This is a genomic window from Paraburkholderia sp. SIMBA_054 (assembly GCF_046534875.1).
Classification (GTDB): domain Bacteria; phylum Pseudomonadota; class Gammaproteobacteria; order Burkholderiales; family Burkholderiaceae; genus Paraburkholderia; species Paraburkholderia hospita.
On record NZ_JAWRXV010001757.1, the window covers coordinates 1 to 234 of the forward strand.

1 pseudogene is annotated in these 234 nt (G+C 54.7%); it reads left to right on the plus strand.

Features of this window, described 5'->3' with window-relative positions:
* A pseudogene (locus SB822_RS61120) lies at window positions 1-234 on the plus strand (peptidase C15); the annotation flags it as partial.

The window sequence follows — 234 nt, forward strand, 5'->3', positions numbered from 1 at the left end:
TGGATCGAAGAAGTGCAGCCTGATGCCGTCGTTTCACTAGGGTTGGCAGCTGGCCGTTATAAAATAACGCCAGAGCGGATCGCGTTGAATGTCAAGGACGGCGACCAGGACAATGAAGGCTACCAGCCGGTCGATGAACCGATTTCAGCAGAGGGGCCGGATGCTTATCTGTCGACTTTACCGGTGCGCAAAATGACGCAAGCGCTTATAGAGGCAGGGCTTCCGGCAGAAATC